This is a genomic window from Candidatus Thermokryptus mobilis, from assembly GCF_900070205.1.
In the GTDB taxonomy this organism is placed as follows: Bacteria; Bacteroidota; Ignavibacteria; order Kryptoniales; family Kryptoniaceae; genus Kryptonium; species Kryptonium mobile.
This window is the reverse complement of the sequence record NZ_FAOO01000004.1, coordinates 12,746-38,488: the sequence shown is the minus strand read 5'-3', so window position 1 is coordinate 38,488 and position 25,743 is coordinate 12,746. Positions and strand designations below refer to the sequence as shown.

22 protein-coding genes are annotated in these 25,743 nt (G+C 39.1%); 1 reads left to right on the top strand and 21 read right to left on the bottom strand.

Going from position 1 to position 25,743, the window contains the following annotated elements:
• From FKZ43_RS03355 to mraZ, 17 genes are all read right to left on the bottom strand, one after another.
• Positions 1-1,074 (bottom strand): glucose-1-phosphate thymidylyltransferase, encoded by a 1,074-nt coding sequence (locus FKZ43_RS03355; protein ID WP_140944472.1) that lies wholly within the window; start codon positions 1,072-1,074, stop codon positions 1-3.
• Positions 1,075-1,135: 61 nt separating this feature from the next.
• Positions 1,136-1,426, bottom strand: a complete 291-nt coding sequence (locus FKZ43_RS03350; RefSeq protein WP_140944471.1) for a 4a-hydroxytetrahydrobiopterin dehydratase — start codon at positions 1,424-1,426, stop codon at positions 1,136-1,138.
• A gap of 26 nt (positions 1,427-1,452) precedes the next feature.
• Complete coding sequence (gene ftsZ / locus FKZ43_RS03345) at positions 1,453-2,691, bottom strand: cell division protein FtsZ (RefSeq protein WP_140944470.1); 1,239 nt, start codon at positions 2,689-2,691, stop codon at positions 1,453-1,455.
• Entirely contained in the window at positions 2,661-3,890 is a 1,230-nt protein-coding gene (gene ftsA, locus FKZ43_RS03340) for a cell division protein FtsA (RefSeq protein ID WP_140944469.1), read from the bottom strand. Before ftsA ends, ftsZ begins: the two co-directional genes overlap by 31 nt.
• 11 nt (positions 3,891-3,901) lie before the next feature.
• Positions 3,902-4,630 (bottom strand): cell division protein FtsQ/DivIB, encoded by a 729-nt coding sequence (locus FKZ43_RS03335; RefSeq protein ID WP_140944468.1) that lies wholly within the window; start codon positions 4,628-4,630, stop codon positions 3,902-3,904.
• Positions 4,627-5,544: a UDP-N-acetylmuramate dehydrogenase gene (gene murB, locus FKZ43_RS03330; RefSeq protein ID WP_140944467.1), complete on the bottom strand. Its 918-nt coding sequence runs from the start codon at positions 5,542-5,544 to the stop codon at positions 4,627-4,629. Before murB ends, FKZ43_RS03335 begins: the two co-directional genes overlap by 4 nt.
• Complete coding sequence (gene murC / locus FKZ43_RS03325) at positions 5,537-6,925, bottom strand: UDP-N-acetylmuramate--L-alanine ligase (protein ID WP_140944466.1); 1,389 nt, start codon at positions 6,923-6,925, stop codon at positions 5,537-5,539. The genes murB and murC overlap by 8 nt, the downstream gene beginning before the upstream one ends.
• Entirely contained in the window at positions 6,918-8,012 is a 1,095-nt protein-coding gene (gene murG / locus FKZ43_RS03320) for an undecaprenyldiphospho-muramoylpentapeptide beta-N-acetylglucosaminyltransferase (RefSeq protein ID WP_140944465.1), read from the bottom strand. Before murG ends, murC begins: the two co-directional genes overlap by 8 nt.
• Positions 8,009-9,082 carry an FtsW/RodA/SpoVE family cell cycle protein gene (locus FKZ43_RS03315; protein WP_140944464.1) on the bottom strand — a complete coding sequence of 358 codons (1,074 nt, stop codon included), beginning with the start codon at positions 9,080-9,082 and terminating at the stop codon, positions 8,009-8,011. The genes murG and FKZ43_RS03315 overlap by 4 nt, the downstream gene beginning before the upstream one ends.
• Positions 9,082-10,449 carry a UDP-N-acetylmuramoyl-L-alanine--D-glutamate ligase gene (gene murD, locus FKZ43_RS03310; RefSeq protein WP_140944463.1) on the bottom strand — a complete coding sequence of 456 codons (1,368 nt, stop codon included), beginning with the start codon at positions 10,447-10,449 and terminating at the stop codon, positions 9,082-9,084. Before murD ends, FKZ43_RS03315 begins: the two co-directional genes overlap by 1 nt.
• A 5-nt stretch (positions 10,450-10,454) precedes the next feature.
• Entirely contained in the window at positions 10,455-11,570 is a 1,116-nt protein-coding gene (gene mraY, locus FKZ43_RS03305) for a phospho-N-acetylmuramoyl-pentapeptide-transferase (RefSeq protein WP_140944462.1), read from the bottom strand.
• The gene (locus FKZ43_RS03300) at positions 11,571-12,935 is read right to left on the bottom strand and encodes a UDP-N-acetylmuramoyl-tripeptide--D-alanyl-D-alanine ligase (RefSeq protein WP_140944461.1); all 1,365 of its coding nucleotides are present in this window, start codon (positions 12,933-12,935) and stop codon (positions 11,571-11,573) included.
• A gap of 26 nt (positions 12,936-12,961) precedes the next feature.
• Positions 12,962-14,458: a UDP-N-acetylmuramoyl-L-alanyl-D-glutamate--2,6-diaminopimelate ligase gene (locus FKZ43_RS03295; RefSeq protein WP_140944460.1), complete on the bottom strand. Its 1,497-nt coding sequence runs from the start codon at positions 14,456-14,458 to the stop codon at positions 12,962-12,964.
• The gene (locus tag FKZ43_RS03290; RefSeq protein WP_181180234.1) at positions 14,455-16,476 is read right to left on the bottom strand and encodes a penicillin-binding transpeptidase domain-containing protein; all 2,022 of its coding nucleotides are present in this window, start codon (positions 16,474-16,476) and stop codon (positions 14,455-14,457) included. Before FKZ43_RS03290 ends, FKZ43_RS03295 begins: the two co-directional genes overlap by 4 nt.
• Positions 16,466-16,750, bottom strand: coding sequence for an FtsB family cell division protein (locus FKZ43_RS03285; protein ID WP_140944458.1), 285 nt, complete (start codon positions 16,748-16,750; stop codon positions 16,466-16,468). Before FKZ43_RS03285 ends, FKZ43_RS03290 begins: the two co-directional genes overlap by 11 nt.
• A gap of 6 nt (positions 16,751-16,756) precedes the next feature.
• The gene (gene rsmH, locus FKZ43_RS03280; RefSeq protein ID WP_140944457.1) at positions 16,757-17,632 is read right to left on the bottom strand and encodes a 16S rRNA (cytosine(1402)-N(4))-methyltransferase RsmH; all 876 of its coding nucleotides are present in this window, start codon (positions 17,630-17,632) and stop codon (positions 16,757-16,759) included.
• Positions 17,629-18,075: a division/cell wall cluster transcriptional repressor MraZ gene (mraZ, locus tag FKZ43_RS03275; protein ID WP_140944456.1), complete on the bottom strand. Its 447-nt coding sequence runs from the start codon at positions 18,073-18,075 to the stop codon at positions 17,629-17,631. The genes rsmH and mraZ overlap by 4 nt, the downstream gene beginning before the upstream one ends.
• 225 nt (positions 18,076-18,300) lie before the next feature.
• Between mraZ and lexA the strand changes: the two genes are divergently transcribed.
• Positions 18,301-18,921, top strand: coding sequence for a transcriptional repressor LexA (gene lexA / locus FKZ43_RS03270; protein ID WP_140944455.1), 621 nt, complete (start codon positions 18,301-18,303; stop codon positions 18,919-18,921).
• On the opposite strand, the gene mfd is transcribed toward lexA, so the two are convergent.
• From mfd to mnmG, 4 genes are read right to left on the bottom strand one after another with little or no spacing between them, the layout of a single operon-like run.
• Positions 18,874-22,155: a transcription-repair coupling factor gene (gene mfd / locus FKZ43_RS03265; protein ID WP_140944454.1), complete on the bottom strand. Its 3,282-nt coding sequence runs from the start codon at positions 22,153-22,155 to the stop codon at positions 18,874-18,876. The genes lexA and mfd overlap by 48 nt on opposite strands.
• Entirely contained in the window at positions 22,100-23,068 is a 969-nt protein-coding gene (gene murQ / locus FKZ43_RS03260; RefSeq protein WP_140944453.1) for an N-acetylmuramic acid 6-phosphate etherase, read from the bottom strand. Before murQ ends, mfd begins: the two co-directional genes overlap by 56 nt.
• Before the next feature lies 1 nt (position 23,069).
• Positions 23,070-23,786 (bottom strand): 16S rRNA (guanine(527)-N(7))-methyltransferase RsmG, encoded by a 717-nt coding sequence (gene rsmG, locus FKZ43_RS03255; protein ID WP_140944452.1) that lies wholly within the window; start codon positions 23,784-23,786, stop codon positions 23,070-23,072.
• A gap of 45 nt (positions 23,787-23,831) precedes the next feature.
• Entirely contained in the window at positions 23,832-25,721 is a 1,890-nt protein-coding gene (gene mnmG, locus FKZ43_RS03250; RefSeq protein WP_181180233.1) for a tRNA uridine-5-carboxymethylaminomethyl(34) synthesis enzyme MnmG, read from the bottom strand.
• Positions 25,722-25,743: the final 22 nt, after the last annotated feature.

Genomic DNA, 25,743 nt, shown 5'->3' with positions numbered 1-25,743 from the left:
TCACCACGCTATCTCTATTCTTGATTGATCGCCGATCATAAATTTATGAACTCTGGGCTTCCCAACCGCCTCAACTATCTCAACATCATTACCAAGCAAACTACTCTCAATTCTTATTCCCACATTCAAAATTTTGCAATTCTTCATCACTATGCTATATTCAATTTCACTGTTAAGAACGAAACTGCCCTCATCAATAGAGGTATAAGGACCGATATAACTTCCCTCAATTATACAACTTTTCCCAATGATAGCTGGACCTCGGATTATGCTGTTTTTAACCTTTGCACCCCTCTCAAGTATAACTTTTCCTTCAATTTTCGTGCTTTGATCAACTTCAACATTTTCCTCAATCCTGGCTTCAAGAGAATCTAAAACAAGGCGATTCGCTTCAAGCAAATCCTCGGGTTTTCCTGTATCCTTCCACCAACCGGTTATCTCTGCGTAGCCGACTTTATAACCTTTCTCAATCAAGTATGTATGCGCATCTGATATTTCAAGTTCACCACGCCAACTTGGTTTTATATTTTTAACGGCTTCAAAAATTGAACTGTCGTAAAAATAAATTCCAGCAACCGCAAAATTACTTTTCGGAGTTTTCGGTTTCTCTTCAATTCTGACAATTTTACCATCAACTATTTCAGGAACACCAAACCTCTGTGGGTCTTTCACCTTTGCGAGGGTTAAAAAACAATTGTAATGATTTTTTTCAAACTCCTCAACAAACTTTTTTATTCCACCAACGAACATATTATCCCCAAGATAAAAAACGAATTTATCATCCCCGATGAAATCTTCAGCTATCAAAACAACATGCGCAAGCCCAAGTGGTGCTTCCTGAGGTATGTAAGTTATCTTGACTCCCCAACGACTCCCATCACCTATGGCTTTTGGGACCTCATCGCTATCCGCATTATGAACTATACCAATCTCCTTTATACCCGCTTCAGCCACTGTCTCAATCGCATAATGAAGCATTGGTTTGTTAGCTATCGGTATTAAATGTTTATTCTGAGTGTGGGTTAAAGGTCTAAGACGGGTTCCCCTTCCCCCGCTTGCAATAAGTGCCTTCATCAAGCTTCACAAAGTTTGTTTTCAAGTATTCCCCTAAATTTAAAAAAAATCAAGGGATTTATCAACCCGCCCCAAAAATCCCCTCAATTTTTTCAGCAAGATTGAAATCTTTCTCTGTCACACCGTTCAAACTATGAGTCCGCAAATAAATTTTAACCCGATTATATTCAATTAAAATGTCAGGATGATGATCAACTTTCTCCGACTCAAACGCCACTTTTAAAACAAACGCCATCGCCTCACGAAAATTTTTAAACTTAAACTCACGCCAAATCCTATCACCTTGCTCATCGTAAGCCCAACCTTCTAAACGCTTTAATCTATCTTTGATTTCCTCAATTGTAAATTTCATAACTTTATCCCTTTTAATATTTCATCTCAATCCATTACATTTCTCAAAAATGGTGGTTTTGCTTCCGGTGTCTTTCTATTATCAAGATCACTGGCTTCTCCCTTACTTTCAATCATTATCCCTTTGCGCAAGTATGCCGGTCTTTTAATTTCTGTCTCTTTGTAATCTATTCTTTCATCGTCAATATCATAAACGGGGGTCACCCTTCTTGGCGCTAATGGAGTTTTTTTGGGCGAAACGCTAACGGTATCCATCCCAGTTGCTATAACTGTGACCATAAAATCATCGCCCATTGTTTCGTCTTTAACAACGCCATAAATTAAGTTTATATCATCGCCTGTTCTATCAGTGATCACTTTAATTGCCTCGTCCACTTCAGTCAAACTTAGCTTGCCTGCGACAATGTTAATTAGAACATTTTTAGCTCCGTCAATTGACACACCTTCAACAAGCGGGTGAGAAATTGCTTTTTGCGTTGCTTCAATTGCCCTGTGCTCACCCCTTGCAATTCCAGTTCCAAGCAAGGCATTCCCAGTGTCACTCATCACTGTTTTGATATCCATGAAATCAACATTTACAAGCCCAGGTTTACTTATTATGTCGGTTATGCCTTTGACAGCATTGTAAAGCACTTCATTCCCGAAATCAAATGCCTCTTGAATATCTTGTTTGCCAACACTGTTGAGCAATTTTTCATTACTTATGGCTATGACGGTATCAGAAACCTCTTTGAGATTTTTAAGCCCTTCTTCAGCGATCTGAAGTGCTCTTTTACCTTGATTTCTAAACGGGGTGAAAACAACCGCAATGACCAAAGCCCCAAGTGACTTTGCGATATTAGCTACAACAGGTGCACCTCCTGTCCCGGTACCTTTGCCAAGCCCAGCGGTTACAAACACAAGGTCCGCCCCGGAGAGAACCTCTTCAATCCTCGCGCTTGCCTCCTCAACAACTTTTTGTCCGATTTCAGGTTTAGCTCCAGCACCAAGCTTTTTACTCCCGACATAAATCTTTTTTATTCCGAGCTCGCTATCAATTCCGTCAAGGGATTGAGCATCCGTGTTCACAGCGATAAGTTCAACATTTAACGGCACACCTTTTAAAGCCATCATCTTAACAGAATTGCAACCGCAACCGCCAACACCTACAACTTTTATCTTGGCTAATGTTGACTCAGCTCTTTCCGATGAATCAGCCAATGTTATCATATAAACCTCCCTGATAATTTTTATTTTTACCGAAAGATTGACTTCAGAAATTCCCATATTCTTTTCAACGGTTCCCTAAACCCACCATCAGACGAAAGATACCCCTTTTTAATCTCCTCAACTTTATACAAAACAAGACCCGCAACAGTAGCATATATCGGGTTTTGAACCTCTTGAACCAAACCTCCAGAAAATCCCGTCGGTATTCCAATACGAACTGACATCTCAAATTTATCCATCGCAAGCTCAACTATACCCTTCAACAAAGCGCTCCCTCCAGTAAGAACAATCCCAGCGGAAAGTGACTTGATGTAGCCTGATTTCTTTAAATGTTCCTTGTAAAGAAGTTCAAATATCTCCTCCACCCTCGGCTGAATTACATTACACAATATACTTCTGCTTATTTCAAGTGGTTTCCTCCCACCCAAACCCTGGACGATTATCCTTTTGTCTTCTACTATTGAGTTTTGATACGCATACCCCTCAGTGATTTTTAAACGTTCTGCTTCGTCCCTCTGGATACCGAATGCTTTCCTTATATCGTCTGTTATCTGATTTCCAGCAATAGGCAAAGAGCCGGTGTATTTTACTATTCCATCCTCAAACACAGCCACATCCGTAGTTCCAGCTCCAATATCAATCAAAGCAACGCCAATTTCCTTTTCTTCCTCGCTTAAAACCGAATAAGATGAGGCAAGCGGTTCAAAAGCAATTAATTCAACTTCAAGACCTGCTCGGTTGACGCTCCTTCGTATGTTATCAATTGGGGTTATATGAGCCGTCACGATGTGAACTATCGCCTCAACCTTAATCCCCGTCATCCCGACAGGGTCCTTAATCCCCTCTATCCCGTCAACTATGAATTCCTGCGGTAAAACATGCAAGATAACTCTATCTGAAGGCAAGCGAACCTGTTTGGCATCATCTATCAAACGCTTGATATCTTCCTTTTTTATTTCATGATTTGGAGCACGGGTCGTTATCATACTCTTACTCGTAAAACCCTGAACCTCGTTCCCAGCAATCCCAACTATAACGCTATGAACCTTCTCCCCGGATTGATTCTCAACAAGGCTAATAACCTCGCGAATTGACCGCGATGTCGTCTCAATATTAACAACGCTACCGCGCAAAAGTCCAGACGATGGACTTTTACCCAAACCGAGAATATTGACATTGCCATTTCCCTCAAGCGAAGCTATAAGCGCTGAAACTTTGCTCGTCCCTATGTCAAGTCCAACAATTATATGTGACATAAAACATCATTTTAATTTTTTGAATCAAACTTTGCAAAAATGCTACCGCTATATCTAAGGTCAATATAAGACGGATAACCTCTCTTCAAAACAACTTGCTTCCAAAATTCCCTCAAATAAACAAACTTTCTATCAAATTCATCGTCCCCAAGAAAAACAGGAACAGCGCCATCAGTAGTTAATAGCACAATCTCTCCATTTTTAACCCTCAACTCAGAAATCAATTCATAAGCTCTTTTCTCAAGTGCTATTTTCAACAGTTCAAAACATTTGCGCAACCCTGTTGAATCAAAATTAACATTTGCAACCGGTCTTTCAATTTCACCTAGAAACGGCACAGAAAACAACCGACCAACTTCTTCAGCTGGAATTACAACACCTTCCAAATCAACGAAATAAATTTTACCTTTGCTCGTAAACATCGCTATCGGCTCTCTTTCAACAACTTCAATGAAAATCACATCGGGCAAGTTAGTATAAACATCTGCAAACCTTATAAACTTGTGTTTCTCAATTCTTCCTCTCAACTCAGAAAGATTCAATTCAACGATGCGCTCCCCAAGCTTAACACCAGCAAGCTTAACGATTTTCTCCGATGAAAGCACCTTGTTTCCTTTTACGATAATCTTGTTCACAACTCTTTTATCTCGCCAATTTATCGCACCTAAAACTAAAGGCAAAAGAAAGAACACAAACACCAAAAATTGCCAAAGCTTTATTTCTCTTTCGTTCAACCTCATAAAAGTTCTACAATTTCACTTTCTTTAAAACCGATCAATCTAACCTCAAGTTCAAGTTTTATCCCAAACTTTTCGTAAACCTTTGTTTGAGCAAGTTTTATCAACTCAAGGACATCAATTGCTTTTGCGTTACCTTTATTGATTATGAAATTTGCATGCCTTTCGGAAATTTGAGCATCACCGATACAAATTCCCTTTAACCCGGCTTTTTCAATCAATCTTCCAGCATAATCCCCGGGAGGATTCTTAAATATACTTCCAGCGTTCGGGAAATCAACTGGCTGAGATTTATTCCTCTTCAACAAAATCTCACGCCTTATTTTTTTCATCTCCTCAACATCCCCCGGGGGAAACTTAAATCTCGCTTGGATGACGATATCATTTGTCAGATTTGAAGTCCTATAGCCAAAACCACACTCCTCTTTTTTAAGTCGCACAAGTTTCATATTTCTTATCACTTCAACATCAAGTAGATAATCCGATATTTCACCTGAATAAGCGCCGGCGTTCATTATTATCGCTCCGCCGAGGGTTCCGGGAATTCCCGCAAGCATTTCAACACCGCGCAAACCGTTTTCCACACAGAAATCAACGAACCTCGCCAATTTGATGCCCGCACCAGCTACAACACATCCACTTTCCTCCTTAACAAAATTAAACCCCGCTTCAAGATTTATCACAGCGCCTCTGAAGCCATCATCACTTATCAAAACATTACTTCCATTCCCGAGAACCACAAAATCAATCTCTCTATCGTCAAGGTATCTCAAAAGATTTAAAAGCTCATTGATGTTCATCGGCTCAACATAGATGTCAGCTGGACCACCAATTTTAAAAGTCGTATACTTTGCGAGCGGTTCATTGAGCAAAATCTTACCACTGACTATTTCTCTTATCTGCCCGAGGTCAATCATTTCTGAGAGATTCAAGTTTCTTTATAAATTCACCACAAATTTTCGTTATATCACCCGCGCCCATGAAAATCACCATATCACCTGATTTAACAAGACCCAAAACATAATCAGCAAGCTTCATCTTGTTAGGAACATAATGGACATCTTTATGTCCGAAATCCCTCGCTGCATCCGCTATCAATTTACCTGACACTCCCTCAATCGGCTCCTCCCGCGCTGGATAAACATCCGTTAATACACACACATCAGCATTGAAAAATGAACGCCCGAAATCAAGATAAAAATCCTTCGTGCGTGAATAAAGATGTGGCTGAAAAACCGCAACAACTCTTCTCTTCCATCCATCCTTTGCTGCTTGTAGAACTGCCCTTATTTCTGTCGGATGATGTGCGTAATCGTCAACAACTATTATTCCATTCACCTCCGCCCTTATTTCAAATCTCCTGTAAACACCTCTGAACCTCTCAACCGCTTTTTTAATCTTTTCAAACTCTATCCCAAGTTCCATCCCAACAGCAATCCCAGCAAGTGAGTTTTTGATGTTATGAATCCCTGGAACTTGTAAATTTATTCTGCCGTAATCTTTGCCTTTGTAAATCAATGTATATGACGCTTTCCTACCGCTGAACTCCGGGTCAATTGCTTGAACATCTGCCTGAGCATTCAAACCGTAAGTAACGATCTTTTTCTTTATCTTCGGTATTATGTCTTGAATCATTGGCTCATCAAGGCACAAAACAACGAAACCATAAAATGGGACTTTGTTAGCAAAATCAATAAAAGCATTCTTCAATTCTTCAACGCTTCCGTAACAATCCAGATGTTCGGGTTCAAGAGTGGTTATGACAGCAATTGTCGGTGTAAGTTGAAGAAAAGAACGATCAAATTCATCGGCTTCAACAACTATAAAATTGCCATGCCCAAGGCGTGCGTTAGTTCCACCAAGGTCCCTTAACACACCTCCGACTATAACAGTCGGGTCAAAACCACCCTCAATCAAAATAAGCCCAACCATTGATGTGGTTGTCGTTTTCCCATGCGTCCCAGCGATACCAATCCCATACTTAAGGCGCATCAACTCAGCCAACATCTCAGCCCTCCTTATCAAAGGAATCTTCCGCCTGATGGCTTCTTGAACCTCAGGATTATCCATTTTAATTGCTGACGAATAAACCACAACATCAACATCTGGCTCAATATGTTCAGGTGAGTGCCCTTCATAAATTTTCGCCCCGAGCTTCTCAAGTCGCTCCGTTATCTCAGAAAGTTGTTTATCTGAACCAGTGACACCAAAACCCTGATCAAGCAAAATCTCGGCGATACCGCTCATTCCAATTCCACCGATACCAATGAAATGTATTTTCTTCACGCTTCTAAACATCATCTCTCCCAGCTAATTTTAAAATTGACTTCGCAATTCTAACTCCAGCATCCGGGTTAGCAAACTCCCTGACCTTTTGACGCATTTTCTCCAATCTTTCCTCGTCATTAAGCAAATTAAAAATTTTCTCCCTCAACTTCATCTTCAATTCAGTATCCAATAAAAGTTCGCTTGCGCCCGATTCAAAAAGAACCCTCGCATTTTCAAATTGATGATTCGCCGTCGCAAATGGATACGGGACAAGAATTGCAGGCACCCCAAAATAAGTTATCTCTGCTATTGTTGTTGCCCCAGCCCTACAAAGCACAAGATCGCACGCAGAATAAGCCCGATCAATCTCATCAATAAATTTAAAAACCTTGACCTCGTCCTTCCCTCCACATGCAAGTTTAATTCTCTCATAATCAAAAGCTCCCGTTTGCCATATAACCTGTATCCCTCTTTCAAGGATTTCATCTAAAATTTCAAGCATTGCTTCATTTATAGACCTCGCACCAGAACTACCTCCAAAAACAAACAATGTTCTTCTTTTAGGATCAAGCCCAAAATATCTAACCGCATCTTCCTTTGGATAAATTTTCAAACTACTACGAACTGGATTTCCCGAAACAAAAACTCTTGCTTTACCTTTGAGATATTTTCTTGCTGATTCAAAACTCAAATGAACCTCATCCACAAAATGAGTTAAAAACCTCGTCGTCACACCAGGGTAACTATTTTGCTCTTGAATCAAAGTCGGTATCCCAAGCACCGAAGCAACAAAAACAACCGGACCACTCACATATCCACCCGTTCCAACAACAACGTTTGGTTTAAATTTCCTTATCAAGATAAACGACTGAACCAAACTCACTATAAGTTTTAAAGGGAACAAAACATTTTTCACATCAAAACTGCGAACAAACCCAGAAATCCAAACTGATTTGAACTTATATCCTGCTTTCGGGACAGCTCTTTCCTCAATTTTTCCCTTTGCTCCCACAAATAAAATTTCCGCTTTCGGTTCAAGTTTCATAATTGCATCTGCAATCGCTATTCCGGGGAAAATATGTCCACCTGTTCCTCCACCAGCAAACATTATCCTCATCGCTTTAAAGTTTTAGTTTGCTTTGAAATGTTAAGTAAAATTCCAACAGCTATACAATTCGCAATCATGGAACTGCCACCGTAACTTATAAACGGCAAAGGGATTCCAGTCGCTGGCAAACCAAGGGCAACGCCGATATGAACAAGTGTCGTCAAAAAAATCATAAATGTAATCCCACTTGCAAGAAGCTTGCCGAAGTCATCATAAACGGATTCCGCTATTTTAAAACCACGGTAAAAAATCACAAAAAATATAAAGAGGACAAAAAGGGCACCTATAAATCCATACTCTTCACCGAGTATTGAAAAAATATAGTCGTTATAAGCAAGCGGTAAAAAAAGCTCCCTTTGTCTGCTGTGCCCTGGTCCAACGCCAAACAAACCACCATTGCCAAGCCCTATTAAAGATTGCATCGTTTGATACGGCATACCCTCGCCAAAATAAGAAAGCAATCTTTTTACTCTATACGGTTCAAGAAGAACCGCAAAAACCCCAAGCGGGACCATTGCAATTAAAACAATTGCAATATGCCTAAATCTCGCACCGCCAAAATAAATTAAAAACAAACCAGAAATAAAAATCAAAAACGACATCGTGAAACTTTTCTGTACAAGCGTCAGAGCAGAAACGAGAAAAACAACAGAAATTAAAGGTAAAAACCCAAGTTTAAAACTGCCCAACCTCTCACGGTTCTTTTCAACAAGATGAGCAAGATAAATTAGCATAGCAAGTTTCGCAAACTCCGATGGTTGAAGTATAAGCGGACCGATTTTAAGCCACCTCTTGCCCCCAAAAATTAAAGTCAAAACCATCAAAATAACGGCCACACCGAAGATTAAAAACGCATATTCACGCAGTTTTCTATAATCAAGCAAAGCTATAAGCAAAATCATAACAAGAAGACCAAGCGCACTGCGAAGTATGTGTCTTTCAAGATAGTAGAAAGCTGACTTATACTTTAAATCAGCAAGATAAATCGTCGCTGAGAAAACGAGCCAAATCCCAATTATTATCAAAATTATCACGCTTCCGAGCAATATTCTATCAATATTTTGCTCAGGTGATCGCATCAAAGTTCATTCACTAATTTTTTAAAAACTTCTCCACGATGTTCATAATCCTCAAACATATCAAAACTCGCACAGGCAGGCGAAAGAAGAACAACATCACCTGGACTTGCGTTTTCAAAAGATATCTTAACTGCCTCCTCCATGGAATTTGCCTTGACGACACTGGTGAGTGTTTTAAACTCATTGTAAATTTTCTCCTTTGACTCACCTATCGCAACTATCAACTTGACTTTTCTTTTCACCAGGTCATAAACTTTTGAATAATCGTTTCCTTTGTCCCTTCCGCCAGCGATCAGAATTATAGGCTCATCAAAACTTTCAAGCGCATACCAGAGCGAATTCACATTCGTCGCCTTTGAATCATTTATGAACTTAACACCGTTTATCTCCCTTACAAACTCAAGCCGATGTGCAACCCCCTCAAAGGCCTTTAAACTCTCCCTTATTATCTCATCTTTAACCTCCATCGCCCTCGCTGCAAGAGCTGCAGCAAGCGAATTGTAGACATTATGAATTCCCCTAATTTTAAGCTCTCCCATTTTGATGATTCTATTTTCTTTGTTTTCAAACTTTAAAACAATATAACCTTCATCAATGAACGCCCCCACAGGTAACCTCTCCACGACGCTAAAGGGCATTTTAACAAGATTCAAACTCTCAACATACGGTTGAACTATCTCATCATCGTAATTGTAAACGGCGAAATCGTCGCCCTTTTGATTTTTGAAAATCCTAAACTTTGAGAGTATATAGTCCCCAAAAGAAGCATATCTGTCAAGATGGTCCGGCGTTATATTCAAAAGAACCGCAACCCTTGGCTTGAATGTCTCAATATGGTCAAGTTGAAAACTGCTAACCTCAAGCACGACGACGCTCTTTTCATCCGCATCAAAGACAAAATCCGAAAATGGCGAGCCGATATTTCCAGCAACTATTGTCCTAAAACCAGCGTTTCTAAAAATGAACCCTATCAAACTAGTCGTCGTGGTTTTCCCATTTGTCCCGGTGACAGCTACAATCGGAGCTTTGCAAAACCAAGAAGCAACTTCAATTTCGCTTAACACTTTAATTCCCATATTTTTCGCCTTAACTATAACATCAGCATTTGATGGAACACCCGGACTTATAACAATAAAATCACAGTCAAAAACCCTATCACTGTGTCCGCCGAATTCATACTTTATACCGAGCGAATCAAGCTCACTGGTTGTAAACCTCACATATTTTATCTCCTCAATCTTTTTCATATCGCTTATGAAAACATCAGCGCCGAGTTTTTTCAAAAGTTTTGCAACAGCAAGACCACTCCTTGCTCCGCCAATTACACTTACCTTTTTTTCTTTGATATTTTTCTCTCGCTCAATCATAAAAATCACCTGATTTTAAATGTGACCAAACTCAAAATTGCGAATATAATCGCAACGATATAAAATCTTATGACGATCTTTGGCTCAGCCCAGCCGAGAAGTTCAAAGTGATGATGAAGCGGTGCCATTTTGAAAACCCTGCGACCTTGACCATACTTTCGCTTTGTATACTTGAAATAAAGCCGTTGTATTATAACACTCAAAGTTTCAATGACGAAAATACCGCCGAAAACAGGAAGCAAAAGCTCTTTTTTTATCATCACAGAAACAGCGCCAATTATTCCACCAAGGGCAAGCGAGCCAGTATCTCCCATAAAGACCTGCGCCGGATAGGCATTAAACCAAAGGAAACCAAGCGATGCCCCAACAAGTGCCGAAAGAAAAACCACAAGCTCACCCGAACCACGAAGATAAATTATGCTCAAATACCTGCTAAATTCAATATGCCCTGATACATATGCCATAACTGTCAATGTCAAAGCCGAAATACCAACCGTCCCAATCGCAAGACCATCAAGACCATCCGTTAAATTAACAGCATTTGATGTCGCAGTTATTATAAAAACGATCACGAGAATATAAACCCACCAATAAAGATAGTCCCAGTTCAAATTCTTTATGAATGGCAGGGTCGTAAGCGTCTCAATCCCATCAAATTCAGGCGAATTGTAAAGTATAACACCAACAATTAAACCTATGCTTGTCTGTCCTATGAGTTTATATCTTGCTATTAAACCCTTAGGTAGTTTCTTCACCACTTTCAAATAATCATCAATAAAACCAACAATCCCAAGCCAAACAGTGACAAGTATCGCCAACCAAACATATATGTTCTTTAAGTCACCCCAAAGCAGAACAGGGACGAGAATACCAAGATGGATTATCAACCCACCCATCGTTGGAGTCCCAGCTTTTTCCTTATGCCTTTCGGGTCCATTTTCTTTCACCGTCTCCTTGATTTGAAGCTCTCTCAACTTATTAATTATCTTCGGACCAAGCCAAAAACAAATTATAAGCGAGGTCAAAACCGCAAGCCCACTTCTAAAAGTTATGAACCTAAAAGCATCAAACCCGGGCGGAGCATACTTCTTATTTAGCCAGTCAAAAAGATAATAAAGCATTTAGCTCCTGATTTTATTTATAAATTTCTCAACAACTTGCTCCATCATCATACCTCTTGAACCTTTAACCAAAATAATATCACCCTTTTCCGCCACCTCAAAGATATGATACACAAGCAAATCCTTATCACTAAAATGCATAGCATGTTTTAAAACATCAGAGGCGACTTTATAAGCGTCTCTCATCGCTTCACCATAAGCGAAAAAGTAATCAATTCCAAATTCCGCAACCTTCCGTCCTATTTCCTCATGAGCAGTTCTACTATACGAACCAAGCTCAAGCATATCACCAAGTACAACTATCTTCTTGCCTGAACATTTCATTTGCGAAAGTGTTTTCAGCGCCATTATAACAGAATCAGGGTTCGCATTATAAGTGTCGTTAATTATAGTTATGCCTCTAACTTTTAAAACTTCCATTCTCTTTGAAAATGGTTTATACGACTGAAGCGCCTTCTTCATCAATGAAACAGGCACGCCAAACTTCAAACCAACAGCAAAAGCACAAATCCCACTTGAAACGATATGTTCGCCAGGGACTTTAAGTTTTAAAATCGTCTCTCTATTTTCAAACTTAACCTTAAAACTAAACCTGGCAAGTTCATCAACATCTAAAATCTCACCTTTAACATCAGCCCCATTGGAAAAACCAAAAGTCATCTTATTATTAAACCTTTTTCCAACTTCCCTTATAAATTCATCGTCAATGTTAACGAAGGCGAATCCATCTACCTCAAGCAAATAATCAAATAAAGAGAGCTCTTCCCTTGCAACACCTTCAACATCTTCAAAAAATTCAATATGCTCACGTCCGATGTTCGTAATTAAACCATAATTGGGACGTGCGACCTCGCAAAGATACCAAATCTCACCGAAATGATTCGTCCCAAACTCTATAACTGCGACTTGATGTGTCTTCTTCAATTTGAAAAGCGTTAAAGGAACACCAATTTGATTGTTCAAATTACCTTCGGATTTTAAAACTTTATACTTTTGGGATAAAACAGAGGCGATCATCTCCTTCGTCGTTGTTTTCCCATTACTTCCAGCGACGGCAATTACGGGCAAACTAAAATCATCTCTATAAACACCCGCAAGACGCCCAAGCGATTTAACAGTATCTTCAACCGCAACCAAAACTTTGCCCTTAAATCTCGCTTTATTCTCAACAAACCAATTTGAATTAACAACACAAGCAACCGCCCCTTTTTTAAAAGCAACATCAACAAAATCATGCCCATCAAATCTCTCACCCTTGATCGCAAAAAATACCTCCCCTTTACTTAACTTTCTCGTATCAGTTGAAACTCCTGTAATCTTCACTTTCTTGAGCTTCTCAAAATTTGTCGCATCAGTAAAACCCATCCGCTCTATGTGTCCATAACTTAAACTCAAACTTTTTCCTTGGATTTTATTTCAAAATACTCTTTGACGACTTGAACATCGCTAAATGGAATTTTCATATCCCTTATGATTTGATATTCTTCGTGACCTTTACCAGCAATTAAAACTATATCGCCTTCTTGAGCCATCTCCAAAGCCCTAATTATCGCCTCCTTCCTATCAACGAAAACATAATAAACTGAATCCTCCTTAACTCCCTCAAGTATATCGGAGATAATTCTCTCAGGGTCTTCAAACCTTGGATTATCTGAAGTTATAACGGTTACATCGCTTTTTTCGGTTGAAATCCTCCCCATTATAGCTCTCTTGCCTCTGTCCCTATCCCCGCCACACCCAAATATAGTTATCAACTTCCCACCACCTGTTTTCTCCCGCAGATTTAAAATCGCATTTATACACTTTTCAAGCGCATCGGGTGTGTGAGCGTAGTCAATTATCACAGTATACCCGAATGGAGAAACTATCCTCTCAAACCTCCCTTTAACATTTTCAACACTTTCAATTCCCTTCTTTATATTTTCAAAATCAACCCCAAGTGCATATCCGACCGCAACCGCTGATAAAATGTTATAAACATTGAACTCGCCGATTAATTTTGACTTAACATCAATTACACCTGTTGGCGTTTGTATAACAAGTTCAATCCCATTAAAACTTAACATAACATCTTTCGGTTTGATCACCGCCCTTTCATCTCTACCGTATGATAATTTCATCGCTTTCGTGTCAGCAACTATTTTTTCACCATTCGGGTCATCTATATTGTAAATAGCGCATGCATCCCCTTTTAACGAATCAAACAAAATTTTCTTCGCTTGGAAATAAGCTTCAAATGTCCCGTGGAAATCAAGATGGTCACGAGTTATATTTGTAAAAACGCCAACATCAAAATCAAGACCAAAAACCCTATCTAACGCCAATGCATGTGAAGATACCTCCATCACACAAACCGAAAGACCCTTGTCAACCATGTGTTTAAGAAACCCATTAATCTCAAGCGACTCGGGCGTCGTTTGAATAGCTGGAATTACCTCATCCCCGACGACATAATTTATCGTCCCTATTAATCCAGTGCCAAATCCGGCGTTTTCAAGTATCGCTTTTATTAGATGAGTTGTGGTGGTTTTCCCGTTTGTCCCAGTCACACCTATCAATTTCAACTTTTGGGATGGAAAGCCGTAAAAAGCCGAGGAAATTAAAGCAAGCGCTTTGCGAGAATCCTGAACAACAATTTTCGTCACGCCCCTCTCAACAAAATAAGAATCATCAATCACAGCATCATTCTCAAGGACAACTGCAACAGCTCCGGAAAGAACCGCCTCTGGGATAAACCTATGCCCGTCAACATTAAGACCTTTTATAGCGACAAACAAATCACCCTCTTTAACCTCACGCGAATCATAGGATACACCCTTTACTTCAACGAATTCATCACCAACGACTTTTCTAACCTTAACATATTTTATAAGCTCATTGAGTTTCATCTTTCAAGCAAGCTAAATTTTAAATCATCCCTACAATAAAGGATGCACCTCATTCCCGGAAAAACCGCTGAACCTGGTTTTGGGATTTGCTCAACAACAATTCCAGAACCAACTATAGCGACATCCAAATTCAAAGGCAAAATTTTTTCAATCGCTGACCTGACACTCATATTCCTCAAATCTGGCATCTTATTCCCAACATCAACCTCACTAACCTTCTTAAAATTCTCATCGGAAACATCGGTGAAAGTTTTTGATGAATTTTCATTATTAACCGGTGAAAGTTTGATCAACTGTTCCGCTATTCTTTTAAAGACAGGAGCAGCAACTATTCCACCCGCATAATTTTTCTTTGGTGATTCAAGCATAACAAAGCAAACAAATTTCGGATTCTCCACTGGGAAGAAACCGACAAACGAAGCCCTATATCGCGATTTTGAGTAAAATCCCGACTCATAAATTTGAGCTGTCCCAGTTTTACCAGCAATTCTTAAACCATCAATCTTTGCTTGAATTCCCGTCCCGCTATTTACAACATCTTCAAGAATTTGTGTTAAAATTTTCGCTGTTCTCTCAGAAATAACTCTTCTCACCGGAATAATCGGAAACTCCTTCACCACCTTACCTTTTGAATCCAAAACCTCTTTGATAAGTCGTGGCTGAATCAAAATCCCACCGTTTGCTATGCTTGCATACGCCATAGCTATCTGAAGCGGTGTCGCTCTCAACTCGTATCCAAAAGAAATGTAAATTTTTGAAGCAGGACTCCACTTATCTGGGGTTTTCAATTCCCCCTTTGACTCTCCAGGCAATCTGATCCCAGTATAAGCCCCAAAACCAAAATCCCTTGCCTTTCTGTACAACTTCACTCCATCTATTTCCAAGCTTAATTTCGCTATGCCGATATTGCTTGAATATTTCAAAACCTCGCTGAAACTTAACACATTATAAGGTTTATGATCAACAACTCTCACACCCCGAATCAAGCTATTCCCGCCATCAACATTAACCTTCCTGTAAAGTTTCATCGTGTCCTCCTCCAACAAAATTGAAGCTGGGACAATTTTAAAAGTTGACCCTGGCTCAAAAGCATCTGAAATCGCCTTGTTTTTATAGCTTTGCGGATCAAAGGACCAAAAATGATTTGGATTAAAACTCGGATAATTTGCAAGCGCAAGTATATCCCCACTCCACGGGTCAACAACAATAGCAACTCCACCATCAGCATCAAATTCGTTTACCGCCTTTTTGAGCTCTTCCTCAACTATGCTTTGATATCCGACATCAATCGTTAATTTCACACTGTAACCATCCATCGGTTCAATTTTTTCCAGCTCTCCAGAAGCCCTCACCTCACCAAGCCCATCCCTTGCTAAGCGAATTAAACCGTTTCGCCCTTTTAAAATTTCATCAAACTCATACTCTATCCCCATCAACCCCTCACCTTCTGAACCAACAGCACCGATAATATGCCCAGCGACTTCCTCGTAAGGATAAAACCTTCTAAAACTTTCAACCTTAATAATCCCGCGATAAATATACCTTTCAGTTTTGGACCTCAAACTATTCAGAAAAGAACTAAACTTCGCAACCGAAACAGGACTCGCATCTTTTACCAACACCACATACCTTTTGCTCGTGTCTTTTAACTTGTCAAGATAATACCTTGAGTCCCCGCCGAAAATTTTTGAGAGATTCCAAGCAACCTCTTTTAAATTTGCCTTCATTTTTTTGAGATGATACGGGTCCACAGCGATTTGATACATCTTAACATTTGTCGCAAGAATTCTACCCTCTTTGTCCAAAATTAAACCGCGCTTAGCTGGTAAAATCACTTCCGTAAAATACTGTTTCCTTGAGGCGGTGGAAAAATATGAATGCTTAAAAATTTGCAACTCCAACAATCTTAAAACATAGAGCAAAAGCACGAAAGATAAAAGATAGAACGCAAACCTTAACCTTGAACTGAAAACACCGACAAAATCTCGTCCAATGGTATTTTTGGGTTCAAAATTCACCTCTATCCACCTGGATCTCTTTTTGATTTTCTTTCGGAAAAACAAGCCCAAGCTTTCGCCTTGCAAATGGGATTATATAATTCGCAGAGACAAGCCTATCATACCTAGCTTCAAGGATGATGTTTTCAATTTTCAGTGCTTCAATCTGCTTTTCAAGAGCTATAATCTCACTTGCTTTCCTATCAACAACATAAGAATTCCATATATACACAAGCACGAGGGCACCAACTATAAATAAAAAAGCAAGTATTTTCACACCGCTTAACCTTTGCATTGAAATTCACTCCGTTATCTTTTCTCCCGCTCTCAATTTAGCACTCCTTGAACGAGGGTTCAACCTGATCTCCTCCTCCTTTGGCGCCACCGGCTTTTTCGTCAAGTTCCTTATCTTCTCATTTGATTTGAAAAATGACTTAACAATTCTATCCTCAAGTGAGTGATATGAAATCACGACAATTCTTCCGCCCTTCTCCAGGATATCAACCGATGAATCAAGGGCAACCTTAAGATTGTCAAGTTCTTTATTTACTGCTATCCTCAACGCTTGAAAAACTCTCGCCAAAGTTTTTAATCTATATTTCCTTGGCACAACCTTATCAATCAATTTCACGAGTTCGCTGGTTCTTTCTATTTTTTTCCTCTGCCGATACCTAACTATTTCTCGCGCTATCAACTTCGCCCTTCGCTCCTCTCCGAAAAAACGAATTATCAAAGCAATGTCTTCTTCCGAAAACTCATTCAAAATTCGTTCAGCCGTCAAATCAGAAGCCCTGTCCATCCTCATATCAAGTTTTTCATCAAATCTAAAGCTAAAACCACCGCCGTAATCAAGTTGAAAAGACGAAACCCCAAGGTCAAGCAAAAATCCCGACACCTTGCTTACACCCAACTCAGCCAATGCTTCCTTAACTTGAGCGTAATTTCGGCGCAAAATTATAACTCTTTCGCCAAATGGCTTCAAACGCTCCTGAGCAAATTTAATCGCCTCCGGGTCAATATCAAATCCAATCACTTTGCACTTTGTTCTTTTCAAAATCTCTTCACTATGTCCTCCACCACCAATTGTCCCATCAATGTAAATCCCATCCTCCTTTGTTATCAAATATCTAATTACCTCATCAACCATCACCGGTATGTGAAACACTCCCTGGTTCATTTCATACCCAAAACTTTTTCTACAACCTTCTCATAATTTTCTGGCTGAGAAGCAATGTACTGCTCATATATGTCTGGATTCCAAATCTCAATTTTATCAAGTGTCCCGATCATCAAAACCTCTTTCTCTATTTTTGCAAACTCCAACAAGTTCCGCGGTATCATAATCCTTGACTGATTATCAAGAGTCACTTCTACAGCCCACATAAGAAGAACCCTTATCAAAAACCGATGTTCAGGATTAAAAGTATTCAACTCTTTCAATCTATTTTCAAGCTTCTCCCACTCATCAAGCGGAAAAAGAAAAAGACAAGTCTCCGTCCCTCTCGTTATAACAAAGGTCTCGTTCGCTTCTGGCGATAGATATTTCCTCATCCGGGCGGGGATGCTCACCCTGCCCTTCTCATCAACCGCATATCTGTAACTTCCTTTAAACGATGACACAGGGGGTCCTTTATTTTTCTTCCACAATTCACCACAATCTACCACTGCACTTTAAATATATGTCTTTAAACTTATTTATCAAGAGGGATTGGATATACCTAACCCAAAAGGCGTTATTTTCCTTTCACAAAACACACCTTTTTTAAAATAATTAACCCCTTCTTGATTTTTGAACAAATGTTCAGTATATTAACGAGTAAACTAAACAAATGAAAAGCATAGCGAATGAGACCCTTAACGGAAAGACAAAACCAAATACTTGAATTCATAAGGGATTACATCTCAAAAAATTTAAAACCGCCAACCGTCCGTGAGATATGTGAAGAATTTAAATTCAAATCAACGAACGCGGTTTACACAATTTTAAAATCGCTTGAGAAAAAAGGCTACATAGAAAAAGTTAACGGAAAATCAAGAAATATCACACCCAAGGACATAATGCTTAAAGAGGAAAATGACATCAAAGAGATACCGCTCATATCAAAATTTAACTCAAAAAATCCACTTCTTATGTTCACAAATTTAATCGGCACGGTAAAAATTGACTCCAAAATGTTTGACCACCCAAGTTCTTTTGCAGTTATAGTTCCAGATGACGGTATGCAAAAAGTCGGAATTTTTAAAAATGACATCGCTATAATCAAACAGGATACAAAAATAGAAAACGGAGACATCGTATTTGCAGTTACCGAAAACAATGCATTTATACGATACTTCAAATCAGAGCATGGCAAAATATATCTTGTCCCATCAGCAAGGGGTTATGAAACTTTAAGCTTTAACGAGGATGACAAAAATTTATGGATAGGTGGTAAAGTTTCCCTCATAATAAGAAAAATTTCCTGACAATTCTTCAAGGATATCAAGAAACCTCAACATGTTCTGCTTGGCTGAAGATGAACCTTTAAACTTTAAAGACAATTCATTCCCTTTCTTTTCAAATTTTACACTTGCACTCTTTGATAAAACATCAATGAGCGTTTTAAAACTAACTTCGTTTAAAATCCCTTCAATAAGTACAATGCGTACCGCTTCCCTACTTATTTCCACCCTTTGAATTCCAACTTTTTCAGCCAAAAATTTTATCTTGGAAACACAAAGCAAATTTTCAACCTCTTCTGGTAGTTTACCAAACCTATCTTCAAGTTCATCCCTAATCTGATCAATTGTCTCAAAATCTTTTGTCTCATAAAGTCGTTGGTAAAATTCAAATCTTTCCGAATCAGAATCAACATAATACTCGGGTATGAAAGCACTGATGTCAACCGAAACAACAGCGTCAAATTTCTTCTTCATCTTTTTTTCATCTCTGAACATATCTTTAAATTCTTGCTCCTTCAATTCTGCAACCGCCTCTTCAAGAATCCTACAATACACATCAAACCCAACTGAATTTATAAATCCAGTTTGCTCCTTACCAAATAAATTTCCTATTCCACGAATTTCCATATCCTTCAACGCTAGATTTAAACCAGAACCGAGTTCTGTAAATTCCTCAATCGCTAACAATCTTCTGATAGCATTTGTCCCAATAACTTCAACCGGTGGTATCAAAAGATACGCATATGCCTGTCTATTTGAGCGCCCAACCCTCCCGCGAAGTTGATATATTTCAGCAAGCCCAAATGTATGCGCATTGTAAATGAAAATAGTGTTGACATTCGGAATATCAATCCCAGCTTCAATTATTTTAGTTGAAATCAACAGATCAAACTTCCCATCAAGAAATTTAAGCATGACCTTTTCAATAGCTGATGGTTTCATCTTCCCGTGAACAACATCAAATCTTAAATCTGGGATCATTTCCCTCAAGAATTTCGCTATCAACTCTATTTCTGAGATCTTATCCACGACGAAATAAACTTGTCCTCCACGACTTATCTCGTGATAAATTGCCTCTTTGACGATATCCTTGAACTTCGGCGAATCAATACTTATTATTTTCGTAATTATTGGGAGACGATTTGGAGGTGGAGTATTAATTATCGACATATCCCTCGCTCCCATAAGCGAAAAGTAAAGGGTCCTCGGTATAGGTGTTGCACTCAAGGTCAAAGTGTCAACATTTACTTTAATCTTCCTTAATTTCTCTTTCGCCTCAACTCCAAACCTATGCTCCTCATCAATAATAAGCAATCCAAGGTCTTTAAATTTAACATCATTTGAAAGCAATCTGTGCGTCCCAATGATTATATCTACCTCACCCTTAGCTAAATCATCAATTATTTTCAATTGCTTTCCTTTCGGGACAAGACGGGATAGAACTTCAATCCTGACTGGATAATTTTTTAATCTTTCGCTGAAGGTTTTATAATGCTGATGGGCTAGGATCGTAGTTGGGACAAGCACCGCTACTTGTTTTTTATCAAGAACCGCTTTAAAAGAAGCCCGGATCGCAACCTCCGTTTTACCAAAACCGACATCTCCACATATCAACCTATCCATTGGTTTATCGCTTTCCATATCTTGCTTAACTTCAATTGTTGCTTTCCTCTGATCAGGTGTATCTTCGTAAATAAAGGACGCCTCCATTTCCTTTTGCAAGATGTTATCAGGTGAAAACTTAAAGCCCTTAACATAACTTCTCTTCGCATATAGCCAAATTAAATCCCTCGCAAATTTTTTAATGCTGTCCTTTGTTTTCTCTTTCAATTTTTCCCATTCATTTGAGCCAAGGCGGTTCAATTTGGGGACAACCCCTTCCTCCCCCCGATATTTCTTTATCCTGTTTATATAGTTTAAATTCACATATAAAACTCCGTCATCCGCATATTCAAGCCGAACAACTTCTTGCTCAACACCATTTATCTTTATCCTCTGAAGCCCAGCAAATCGCCCAATCCCAAAATCAATGTGAACAACATAATCACCTGGCTTTAACATATTAAGCTCGTGAAGCGTTATCCCCCTAAATTTCCTTGACTTTAAAAAATTCCTCGGCTTAACTCTGTTGAAAACCTCGTGTTCAGTTAAAACAGCAACCTTATCCCTCATCCCGATAAAACCAAAATTCAAAGACCTTGGGTAAAAACGAAGCATCATAACATTTTCAAAACCGAGAATTTCCTCAAGCAATTCCCTCATTCTTGACATTTGTTCCTCTCCTTCGCAAAGCAAAAAAACCTCGTATCCATCCTTAAGCAATTTGTAAATCTCATCAGAAAATAATGTCATACTGCTATTGAAAAACGGTTGTCGCTTCGCGAAGAAATCAATTTCATCCTCATAAATTTCATCAGTTGCAAAACGAACCACATTGATAAATTTTTTAAATTTCATCTCACCAAACACACCTTCATCAATTTCCCTTGAGATCAGTTCAATATCTTCAATAACACAAACTGAATCACTGAACATCTTATACATCTCTACGGCTTCAAACCCCGTTCCATTTAGCTTCGGAACGACAATTGCCTCGGAGAGCAAACGAATAGACCTTTGCGTAAAGACATCAAACTCCCTTATTGAAACGACCTCATTATCAAAAATTTCAATCCTTAGTGGTAATTCCCCCGTAAACCCAAAGACATCAATTATACTTCCCCTTATGCTATAATCCCCCCTAGCCTCAACATATCTCTTTTTTTCAAAACCATTGCTGATTAGGTACGATATGAACTCATCATAATCTACTTTTTCACCAACCCTCAAACGAAAAGACATACTGTTAATTTCTTTACTAACAAGAATTCTTTCCTGAATATGCTTTGCAGTAGTTAAGAAGATTTTACGCCCGCGAAAAATTTCAAAAGAGAGCTTTAATTTCATTACATCAATATCGTCCACTAACATATCTTCATCCGGGATAAACTCAAAAACAACATCTTCCCCAGCGATAAAATTAATATCGTCAGCTATTTTCCTTCCAAACTCTTCATCTTGAACCACAACGAAGACATTATCTCTTAACTTCTCAAATAAAAACGCAACAATGAAACTAAACAACGAGCCAGCGACATTTTTCAAATTCACCCTTTCAGCATCACTAAAAAGGAAATCGTCAAGTTTTTTAAATCCATCTATGTTAAGAATCCTTTCCTTCAACACTGTTATCCTCACTGACCAATATTTTACCTTCAATTGCTGCCCTCACAAAACCATCTGCTCTTTTTAACCTTTCTCTCGCCTCTTCAGCTGAACAACCGGTTTTAATCATCACAATTGCAGTTTTAGCGTGACCGCCAGCTTCAATAAGATATTTTTCTGCCGTTTTATAATCAACCCCTGTAACAATCATCACTACCCTTTTCGCTCTTTCCTTCAATTTCTCGCTTGTCATTTGAAGATCAACCATGAGATTCTCATAAACCTTTCCAAGACGAATCATCGCAGTGGTTGAAATCATATTTAAAACCAACTTTTGAGCTGTTCCGGATTTCATCCTCGTTGACCCCATAATAACCTCCGGACCAACTTCGGGACATATAGCAACATCAACGAATGGATAATTAAACTGACTCCTAGGGTTTGTCGTAATAAATATCGTCTTAGCCCCGAGTTCCTTTGCTCTTTTAACCGCTCCTACAACATAAGGTGTTCTTCTGCTTGCTGCAATTCCGCAAACGACATCTTTTTCATTAACATTTTTTGCCTCAATATCCCTTGCCCCATTTTCCTCGCTATCCTCTGCGCCTTCCTGTGCCCTGAAAACCGCCTCAGGACCACCAGCGATTATCCCCTGAACCATCTCCGGGTCTGTTCCAAATGTTGGTGGACATTCAGCTGCATCAAGAATACCAAGACGACCGCTTGTTCCAGCTCCAACATAAATTAATCTACCTCCCCTTTTAAATGCTTGAACGACAAGTTCAACGGCTTGAGCAATGTAAGGTATTTCCTTCTCAACAGCATATGGAACTTTCTTATCCTCATCGTTTATTATCTTTAAAATCTCAATCGTTGATTTAGAATCAATATCCATACTCGCTGGGTTTCTTTGCTCGGTTGTCAAATTTAAAAGTTCATCAAACAATTCCTTCCCTGATTTCGCCATATTAATCCCTTTTTGTTGTTAATTTCAAAAGAACAACTTTTTTATCTTCAAGCCCTACCTTTTCAAATCCTTTAAAATTCAAATCTATCACCTCAACTCCAGAAACAAGTTTAGTTTTAAGCGCATCTTCAATTTCATATTTAACATCACCGCCTTTAAAGGCGATTAAACAGCCTGAATGAAGATAATATCCTTCGGATGTATTCTCCAAGAACTTTTTTGAGAATTTTGACAAAAAATTAAAACTCCATTTAACGAGCGTTTTTAAATCAGCAACCGCTCTACAGATAACATAATCAAACCTATTTTTATACTCATCCATCTTTCCGATGTTTTCAGCTCTTCCCCAAAGTGTTTTGACATTTTCAAGCCCAAGTTCTTTCACAATGTTAGAAACAGCATCAATTTTTTTCTTCGTCCCATCCAACAAGAGAAAGTTTGCACTCTCATTTAAAATTGCCCAAGGTATTCCAGGAAGTCCTCCCCCCGTCCCAAGGTCAAGAATGTAAGCGTTTGGCTTTATAGAGATTTTAAAAAGCGGAGAAACACAATGTAATATATGTCTACCCCATACATCTTCCTCTTTGCGCGATATAAGATTAACCCTTGAATTCCATTCAATCAATAAATCAACATATCTTTTTAGAAGCTCGCCTTGCTCATTCTTAATCTTTAAACCGTTTATATCGCACACACTTACGAAATCCTCAAAATCCATTTAACAAAAAATTTTGCTTTACAAAGTGTTTCACGTGAAACACTTTTAACCCTTCAAATAAACCATCAAAACCGATATATCAGCCGGGGAAACACCTGAAATTCTTGATGCTTGCCCAATTGAGCGGGGTCTTACCCGCATCAGCTTCTCCCTCGCTTCGCTTGAAAGAGATTTGACTTTTGTATAATCAAAATCCTCCGGGATTTCAATCGCCTCATACTTTTCAAACCTCTCTATCTCTTCAAGTTGTCTTTGAATATAACCCTCATATTTTATTTCAATCTCAACCTGTCTCAAAGCGTCTTTTCGTCTTAAAAGCTTTTGCAAGGTGTTATCTGACTTAAACGCTTCAAGTTCAAAAAGTTCAGCGATATTTACCTCAGGACGTTTTACTATTTGTTCAAGTTTTTCCGGTTGCTCAATTGGTTTTGACCCAATTCTCTCAAGATATGAATTAACTTCGCTTGGTTTGACGCTTCTATTTTTGATGAAATAAAGCCCCTCTTTTATCAATTCTTCTTTTTCTATCAATCTTTGATACACATCGCTTGGTATAAGACCAAACTTATATCCATACTTCATCAAACGCCTATCTGCATTGTCTTGTCTTAACATAAGACGATATTCCGCTCTTGATGTAAACATCCTGTATGGTTCATCTGTTCCCTTATTTATCAAATCATCTATCAAAACACCAATATATGCTTCGCTTCTCTTCAAAACGAACTCACCTTCGCCCTTGATTTTCAAAGCAGCATTTATGCCTGCCATTATCCCCTGAGCAGCTGCTTCCTCATAACCCGATGTTCCATTTATCTGCCCCGCAAAATAAAGACCCTCAACAAGCTTCGTCTCAAGCGTCAATTTGAGCTGATGTGGCGGGAAAAAATCATATTCAACAGCATAACCAGGACGGAGCATTTTAACATTTTCAAGCCCTGAGATACTTTTTAATCCTTCAAGTTGGATCTCAACAGGCAAGCTCGTTGAAAAACCATTTACATACATAACATGCGTGTTTTTCCCCTCTGGTTCAAGGAAAATTTGATGTCTCTCTTTATCCCTGAATCTATAAACTTTGTCCTCTATAGACGGACAATATCTTGGACCACGACCCTTAATTAACCCCGTAAAGAGGGGTGACCTATCAAAGCCCTTCTCAAGAATTCTGTGCGTCTCTTCATTTGTATAGGTTAAATAACAAGGAATTTGATCCTTTATGATTTCCTTCGTTTGAAAGGAAAACGGCTCTGCATCAGGGTCTCCTGGTTCAATTTGAACCTTTGAATAATCAACTGTCCTGGCATCAATCCTGGGTGGAGTTCCAGTTTTCAACCTTCCGCTAACAAAACCAAGCTTCTCCAAACATTCAGTTAAACCTGTTGCTGCTGGCTCACCAAATCTCCCTCCAACCCTACTCACAAGCCCTGTGTACATTTTCCCGTTTAAAAAAGTCCCAGCCGCTATTATAAGCGCCTTGCAGGCGATCTTTATATCAAGCCCTGTTCTCACACCGACAACTTTCCCATTCTCAACAAAGATTTCCGTCACCATATCTTGCATTATGTCAAGCCCTTCTTGCGCCTCAACCCTTCTTCTTGCTTCAATGGAATACTGTTCCCTGTCATTTTGAGTCCTAAGCGACCAAACAGCTGGTCCCTTTGATTTATTCAAAACTCTATACTGTATTGCTGTTGCATCAGCTATTTTACCTATTTCCCCACCAAGGGCATCAATTTCGCGAACGAGATGTCCCTTAGCTGTTCCTCCAACAGCAGGATTGCAGGACATACGACCGATTGCGGTTATATCCATCGTCATCAAAAGTGTTTTCATTCCCATTCTTGCTGAAGCAAGGGCAGCTTCAATCCCAGCATGCCCTCCACCGACGACTATCACATCGTAAATTTCATCTATTGTTGGATTTATCACCATTTTTTCAATTCACTTTGTTTTA

Bases quoted from the DNA above. Each gene is read 5' to 3' on its own strand.
- FKZ43_RS03355 (WP_140944472.1), bottom strand. From the start codon at position 1,074: ATGAAGGCACTTATTGCAAGCGGGGGAAGGGGAACCCGTCTTAGACCT.
- FKZ43_RS03350 (WP_140944471.1), bottom strand. From the start codon at position 1,426: ATGAAATTTACAATTGAGGAAATCAAAGATAGATTAAAGCGTTTAGAA.
- ftsZ (WP_140944470.1), bottom strand. From the start codon at position 2,691: ATGGGAATTTCTGAAGTCAATCTTTCGGTAAAAATAAAAATTATCAGG.
- ftsA (WP_140944469.1), bottom strand. From the start codon at position 3,890: ATGTCACATATAATTGTTGGACTTGACATAGGGACGAGCAAAGTTTCA.
- FKZ43_RS03335 (WP_140944468.1), bottom strand. From the start codon at position 4,630: ATGAGGTTGAACGAAAGAGAAATAAAGCTTTGGCAATTTTTGGTGTTT.
- murB (WP_140944467.1), bottom strand. From the start codon at position 5,544: ATGATTGACCTCGGGCAGATAAGAGAAATAGTCAGTGGTAAGATTTTG.
- murC (WP_140944466.1), bottom strand. From the start codon at position 6,925: ATGTTTAGAAGCGTGAAGAAAATACATTTCATTGGTATCGGTGGAATT.
- murG (WP_140944465.1), bottom strand. From the start codon at position 8,012: ATGAGGATAATGTTTGCTGGTGGAGGAACAGGTGGACATATTTTCCCC.
- FKZ43_RS03315 (WP_140944464.1), bottom strand. From the start codon at position 9,082: ATGCGATCACCTGAGCAAAATATTGATAGAATATTGCTCGGAAGCGTG.
- murD (WP_140944463.1), bottom strand. From the start codon at position 10,449: ATGATTGAGCGAGAGAAAAATATCAAAGAAAAAAAGGTAAGTGTAATT.
- mraY (WP_140944462.1), bottom strand. From the start codon at position 11,570: ATGCTTTATTATCTTTTTGACTGGCTAAATAAGAAGTATGCTCCGCCC.
- FKZ43_RS03300 (WP_140944461.1), bottom strand. From the start codon at position 12,935: ATGGGTTTTACTGATGCGACAAATTTTGAGAAGCTCAAGAAAGTGAAG.
- FKZ43_RS03295 (WP_140944460.1), bottom strand. From the start codon at position 14,458: ATGAAACTCAATGAGCTTATAAAATATGTTAAGGTTAGAAAAGTCGTT.
- FKZ43_RS03285 (WP_140944458.1), bottom strand. From the start codon at position 16,750: ATGCAAAGGTTAAGCGGTGTGAAAATACTTGCTTTTTTATTTATAGTT.
- rsmH (WP_140944457.1), bottom strand. From the start codon at position 17,632: ATGAACCAGGGAGTGTTTCACATACCGGTGATGGTTGATGAGGTAATT.
- lexA (WP_140944455.1), top strand. From the start codon at position 18,301: ATGAGACCCTTAACGGAAAGACAAAACCAAATACTTGAATTCATAAGG.
- murQ (WP_140944453.1), bottom strand. From the start codon at position 23,068: ATGGCGAAATCAGGGAAGGAATTGTTTGATGAACTTTTAAATTTGACA.
- rsmG (WP_140944452.1), bottom strand. From the start codon at position 23,786: ATGGATTTTGAGGATTTCGTAAGTGTGTGCGATATAAACGGTTTAAAG.
- mnmG (WP_181180233.1), bottom strand. From the start codon at position 25,721: ATGGTGATAAATCCAACAATAGATGAAATTTACGATGTGATAGTCGTC.